This is a genomic window from Streptomyces sp. B1866 (assembly GCF_031932565.1).
GTDB lineage: Bacteria > Actinomycetota > Actinomycetes > Streptomycetales > Streptomycetaceae > Streptomyces.
Genome location: NZ_JAVSCF010000323.1, coordinates 1 through 6,230, shown reverse-complemented (window position 1 = coordinate 6,230; position 6,230 = coordinate 1). Strand labels below are relative to the sequence as shown.

Sequence of the window (6,230 nt, the reverse complement as noted above, 5' to 3'; positions counted from 1 at the left end):
GGCGGCGGCTGACGCCGTCCGCGCTCACGCGGCGCCCTCCTCGGGTCGGCGGCGCCCGGCACCGGCACCGGCACCGGCGCCGGAGGCGGCCCGGGCCGCCGGGCCGGATCCGTGGGCGTACGAGCTTGCGGGCCGCGGGTTTCCGAGGTACGGGTGCCCGGGGCACCGGCTTCCGGGGCATGGGCTCCCGGCGTACCGGTTCCCGGGGGCCGGTCGCCCGGGGGCGGGCCCGTCGGCGTCCCGCGCGGGGCGCCGGTTTCCGTTTCCGGGTGGTCGGCGGCGCGCGGCCGGTCCGGGGTCTGGGCGGTGTGCGACGCCGGGCCGGGGCCGCACCCGCGGCCGGTCGCTGTCGTCCGTGTGCATGCGGCAATCCCCCTGAGGCAGTCGAAAAATGGCATCTCGCATAAAACGGGTCAGACGCGACTATACGACCACGCTTCGCAGGCCAGGCGCCGATGAGGCCGTGCCCGTGTCCCGCGCCCGCGCCCCGCCTGGCCGGGCGGACTGTCAGACCCGTCTCGTAGCGTGGTGAGGGTGTGGGGCGCGGCGGCGGGGCCGGGGCCGGTGAGAGGTGATGGGGGAGGCGTGAGCAGGGTGGACAGGGGGAGCGTGGTGACGATCCGGATCGTCGGCCGGGATCTGCCCGGCCCGGTGTGCGGGGACCACCGGCACGTCCACGTCGGCGTGCAGCGGGGCGCGGAGCCGGTCCAGGTGGTGCCGTCGGCCGACGGCGGGCGGGCGGTCTTCGAGGTGCCGGTCGAGGTCGTCACCGCCGCCGACGGCTCCGCCGACTACCGGGGTCCGTACGTGCACGGCCGCCGCGGCGGCCGGTTCCTGTACCTGACCTGGGGCGAGCGGCCCCCGGGCGGGCCGTTTGCCATGTTCCGCCGCGCCAAGCTGGCCCTCGACGACATACCGGGCGAGGTGTGGGCGTCGGCGGTGGACGGGGGCGTCGTCGAGGGCAGCCTGGGGCTCGCCGACGCCGACGGGATGCCGGTGTGCGCGTCCGTACGGCCGCCGCGGGTCGCCTGGCGGGCGGAGGCCGGTCCGGCCGCCGCCGGGCTCGCCGCTGAGCCGGGATCCGGTTGAGCGATGTGGAGTGCCTGGTCGGCGCCGGGGCGGGGGCTGGGGGACGCGCGGCCGGACGCAGCCGGGGTGCGGCCGGGTGCGGCCGTCGTCCCGGGCGGGCCCGGCACGGCGTCCGGCTCTGGTCGGCCGCTCCCGCTCCGTGCCGCGCCAGACTGGGAGGCGGAAGGCGAGGGGAGGCACCCGTGATGACCACGGAGACGGAGCGCAGCGCCGGGCTGCCGGGGTCCGGCGCCGGGCTGCCGGGATCGGCCGGGCTTCCGGAACCGGGCGGGCTTCCGGGGTTCGGCGGCGGGCTGCCGGGGTCCGGCGGCGGGCTGCCGGGATCGGCCGGGCTACCGGAACCGGGCGGGCTGCCGGAGGCGGCTGGGGCTCCGGGGGACGCCGGTCGGCCGGGCGCCGCCGTAAGGGGGCGGGCGTGAGCGCGCTCGTCCCCCGGCCCCGGCTGGGCCTCGCGCCAGGCGCGGTGCATGTGCCCGGCTGGCTCACCCCGGACCAGCAGCGGGCCCTGGTCACCGCCTGCCGGAGCTGGGCGGCCGGGCCGGTGCCGATCCGGCGCACCCGGCTGCCGCGCGGCGGCCTCATGTCCGTACAGACCGTGTGCCTGGGCTGGCACTGGCTGCCGTACCGCTACAGCCGTACGGCCGACGACGTCAACGGCGCGCGCGTGGCGCCGTTCCCGGAGTGGCTGGCCGACCTGGGGCGGCGGGCGCTGGCCGACGCGTACGAGGACGAGTCGGCCGGAGACGGCTACGCGCCCGACACCGCGCTGATCAACTTCTACGACGGCCAGGCGAAGCTCGGTATGCACCAGGACAAGGACGAGCGGTCCGGCGCGCCCGTGGTGTCGCTGAGCGTCGGCGACACCTGCGTCTTCCGCTTCGGCAACACCGAGACCCGGGGTCGGCCGTACCAGGACGTCGAGCTGGCCTCGGGCGACCTGTTCGTCTTCGGCGGGCCGTCCCGGTTCGCCTACCACGCCGTGCCGAAGGTCTACCCGGGCACCGGCGACCCGGCCACCGGGCTGGCCTCGGGGCGGCTGAACGTCACGCTGCGCGTCACCGGCCTGGCCGACCCGGCTGACAGGCCCGGGCTGACGGGCCCGGACTGACTGGCCCGGCCCGGCCGGGGAGGAGGCCGGGCCGGGCGCGGCGGCCGGTGGCACGCGGCGCTCCGGGCCCGGCGCGGCACGGCTCAGCCGGTGGGGCAGCTTCCCGTGTACGCCGAGACCTCGGCGTCCGGCTGCGGGCCCGGGCACAGGAACTGGTCGTAGCGGGTGTCGTTGTCCACGAACCGCTTCAGCCAGGACAGGGCGTACTCCCCGATCACCGGGTTGGGGCGGATCGGGACCAGGTGGTCGGCGCCCTTCAGCTCGATGTACGCCTTCTCCGGTGCGGCGCTCAGGCTGTTGAAGAACGGCTTGGCGTGCGCGGCGGGCGAGGCGCGGGTGTCGTCCTGGGCGCCGACGATCATGGTCGGGACCTTCACGCCGGACCACTTCTTGTGCGTGTGCCACGGGGTGAGCGGCACGGCCGCCTTCAGCGACGGGCGCAGCTGGGCGGCCCGCAGCGAGNTCAGCGACGGGCGCAGCTGGGCGGCCCGCAGCGAGCCGCCGCCGCCCATGGAGTGCCCGGCGACGGCGAGCCGGCCGGGGTCGACCCGGCCGCGGACCGGGCTGCGCTTGGTGACGTAGTCGAGCGCGGCCAGCAGCTCGCGGGCGCGGGTGTCCGGCTGGTCGTAGAGCGTGAAGGTCTTGATGGTGATGACGACGAAGCCGTTCGAGGCCAGCTTGGGTCCGTACCAGGCGATGGACGACTCCGGCCCGGTGAAGCCGGGGCTGACGGCGACGCCGCCGAGCTTGTCCGGGCCGGCGTCGGTCGGGTAGTAGATCGTGCCGCCGCCGAAGCCGGAGGCGTGGGAGACCGGGACCTTCTCGACCGTGAACGGGCCGGCCTCGGCGCGCACGCTCTCCACCGTCGGATCCGGGCCGAGCCGGTGCTCCGTCCCGGCCGCGGTCGCGGTGACGGCCGTCTGCCCGGCCGTGCCCGCCGAGGCGTCCGGAGCGGCGACGGCGCCGCCGAGCACGCCGCCGGCCAGGGCCAGGGAGCACAGCAGGGCGACGCGGGACGTGCGGGTGCCTCCGCTGCGGTGTCTGCCGCCGATGAGCATGGGGGACTCCTCTGTTGGGGCGGGCGGGAAGCTGGTTGCGCGAGTGTGGCAGCGGCGCAGAGCGGGCGGGAGGGGCTGGGCGAAGGTCTGTGCAGGGCACAAAGAAGCGCCGAAAAGTTTCGGCGTCGTAACAAGGCGCCGGGTCAGGGGGCCGTGCCCAGGGGGCCGTAACAAGGGCGCCGGAACGATGCGGAGGCGGATCCCACCGGAGGCGACCGGGCCCCGGCCTCGGCCCCTGGCCTGGCCTCTGGCCCCGGCCCTGGTCCTGGCCCCCGGCCCCTGGCCCCTGGCCCCTGGCCTCGGCCCTGGTCCTGGCCCCCGGCCTTGGCCCCGGCTCTGGCCCTGGCCCCGGCCCCGGCCCCGGCTCGGTCCGGGAGCCCGGACCAGCCCCGCCCGGCCCCCGCGCCAGCCCGTGCACCGGCTCCCGCCCCGCCCCCGCGCCAGCGCCCGCTCCCCGGCCCGCCGTGCCCCCGGAGAGCCCCGCAGCCACAGGCCTGACCATAAAAGGGCGATTTACGGTGATGTCCCGCATATAGTGATGAGAGACTGTTTACGGATTTACCGGGCCCGCCGGGGCCCTCCTGTCGAAGGGCCCCGAGCGAGCGCCGCGCCGTACGGGCGTACCCGGGCCGTACGTACGGCGTCCGCGGACCCCGCGCGGGAACGCGACAACAACGAGACGCGACCACAGAACGCGGCCACACGACGCAACCGCACGACGCAACCGCACGAGGCGCGACGACGAGGCGCAACCGCAGCAAGACGCAACCGCTACAAGACGCGACGAGGACACAGCGAGACAACTACAAGCCGCGGCGAGCAGGCGCGGCGACCAGGCCCGGCGCCGCGCGGGCGCGGAGCGCTCCCGCTCCCGGGCCGATCGGAGGGCGATGACGGTCGTGAACGGCAGGCGCGGCCCCGGCTCGCACGGGCTTCCGGAGCCCGCGCGCGCCGGGCGGCTGCGGCTGCTCGCGGCCATGGACGACAGCCCCGGCGACCGGGACGTGCTGCTGTCCGGCCTCCAGCAGGCCACGGCCGGTCTCGGCGGCCTGGGCGGCATGGCCCACCTGCACACCGGCAGCCAGGACCGCCCGCTGCGGCTGGTGGCCAGCGTCGGGCTGCCGCGCGCCTTCACCGAGGCGTGGCGGGACATCCTCGCGGACGGCCCGGCCGCCCCGGCCCGTGCCGTCCGGGGCGGCGGGCCGGTGTGGCTGCCCGCGGTCGTCACGCCGCCGCAGCGGTTCCGCCGGGAGCCGCCCGCCGTCGATCCCGGCCTGCTGCCCGCGGGCACGGGCCTGGCGGCCGCGCCGCTGCCCGGCCCGGACGGCACGCTCGGCTCGCTGTCGGTGCTCACCGCGCCGTACCACGAGCCGGAGCCCGAGGAGCAGGAGTTCCTGGCGGAGGTGGCCCGGTGGGTGGCCGGCCGGCTGCGGCTGGCCGCCCCCGACCGCGGCCCCGGCACCGGCCCCGAGGACCCGGCCTCCGCCCTGGTCGCCGGGCCGGACGCCGGCCGGCGCGAGCGGCAGACGCTGCACTCGGCGGCCGTCGAGGTGTGGGAGTGGGACCTGCGCACCGGCGAGCTGACCGTCAACGAGCCGTTCCGGGAGCTGTTCGGCCACCTGGCCCCGGAGGCGCTGGCGGGCCGGATCGACAGCTGGGTCGACGCCATCCACCCCGAGGACCTGCCCTGGGTGCTGGCCGAGGTGGACACCGGTATCCGTACGCGCGGGAAGTACGAGGTCGAGCACCGGGTGCGGCGGGCGGACGGCACGTACGGCTGGGTGCGGGTGCGCGGCCGGGTGATCCGCGAGGGCGGCGAGCCGGTCCGGGTGATCGGCACCCTGTGGGACACCACCGAGACGCACGCCGCCCTGGAGTCGGTCGGCCGCGCCCTGCGGCACATGGACGACGGCTTCCTGGCCCTGGACGCCCAGGGGCGCGTCGGCTTCGTGAACCTGGCGGCCGAGCGGCTGCTGGGCTCTCCGCACGACCTGGCCGGGCGCCCGCTGTGGGAGGTGCCCGCCCTACGGGACGTACCGGGCCTGGCGGAGCGGTGCCGGCGGGCGGCGGCCACCGGCGAGACCACCGGGTTCGACATGCCCTGGCCGGACGGCGACCGCTGGTACCACCTGCGCGTGGTGCCCGTACCCGACGGCCTGACCCTGTACGTCACCGACATCACCGAGCGGCGCCGCCGCGAGGCCGCCGACCGGGCCGCCGCCGAGCGCACCGCCCTGGTCGGCCAGGTCACCCGCGCCCTCGCCGAGGCGGTCACCGCGCAGGACGTGGTGGCCGCCGTGGCCGACAGCATCCTGCCGTTCCTGGGCGCCGGCGGCATCGTCGTCGCCACCATCGAGCACGGCCGTATGAACGTCATCGGCGCCGTCGGCTACGACTCCGGCTACCTCCAGCGCCTGCACGGCTCGCCCGTCGCCCTCGACTCCCCGGTCGGCGAGGCGCTGCGCACCCGCACCCCCCGGTTCTTCCGGTCCACCGCGGAGCTGATCGGCGACTACCCGGAGGCCCTGCCGATCGACGCGACGAAGAGCGCGCGCATGTTCCTGCCGCTGGTCGCCTCGGGGCGGGCGGTCGGGTCCGCGATCGTGTCCTTCGACGGCCCGCGCGAGCTGAGCGAGGACGAGCGGACCCTGCTCACCGCGCTCAGCGGCCTGATCGCGCAGGCCCTGGAGCGCGCCGCCCTGTACGACGCGGCCACCAGCCGCGCACACCAGCTCCAGCGCGCCCTGCTGCCGCGCGTGCTGCCCGCGCTGCCCGCGGTCACCGCCGCCGCCCGCTACCTGCCCGCCGCGCGCGGCACGGAGGTCGGCCGCGACTGGTACGACGTCATCCCGCTGTCGGCGGACCGGGTGGCCCTGGTCATCGGGGACGTGATGGGCCACGGCATGTCCGAGGCGGCGACCATGGGCCGGCTGCGCACGGCCGTACGTACCCTGTCCGACCTGGAGCTGTCCCCC

At 77.0% G+C, this 6,230-nt stretch carries 4 protein-coding genes; 3 read left to right on the top strand and 1 reads right to left on the bottom strand.

Annotated features, from left to right (window positions below; genetic code table 11):
- Positions 1–585: 585 nt before the first annotated feature.
- Positions 586–1,089, top strand: a complete 504-nt coding sequence (locus RKE29_RS27055) for a DUF5990 family protein (protein ID WP_312008292.1) — start codon at positions 586–588, stop codon at positions 1,087–1,089.
- 415 nt (positions 1,090–1,504) lie between these two features.
- Complete coding sequence (locus RKE29_RS27050) at positions 1,505–2,197, top strand: alpha-ketoglutarate-dependent dioxygenase AlkB (RefSeq protein ID WP_312008291.1); 693 nt, start codon at positions 1,505–1,507, stop codon at positions 2,195–2,197.
- A gap of 83 nt (positions 2,198–2,280) precedes the next feature.
- On the opposite strand, the gene RKE29_RS27045 is transcribed toward RKE29_RS27050, so the two are convergent.
- A complete protein-coding gene (locus RKE29_RS27045; protein WP_312008289.1) occupies positions 2,281–3,255 on the bottom strand; it encodes an alpha/beta hydrolase in 975 nt (324 codons plus the stop codon).
- Positions 3,256–4,145: 890 nt separating this feature from the next.
- Here RKE29_RS27045 and RKE29_RS27040 point away from each other — a divergent pair.
- A partial coding sequence (locus RKE29_RS27040) for a PAS domain-containing protein (RefSeq protein ID WP_312008287.1) occupies positions 4,146–6,230 on the top strand: 2,085 nt, incomplete at its 3' end.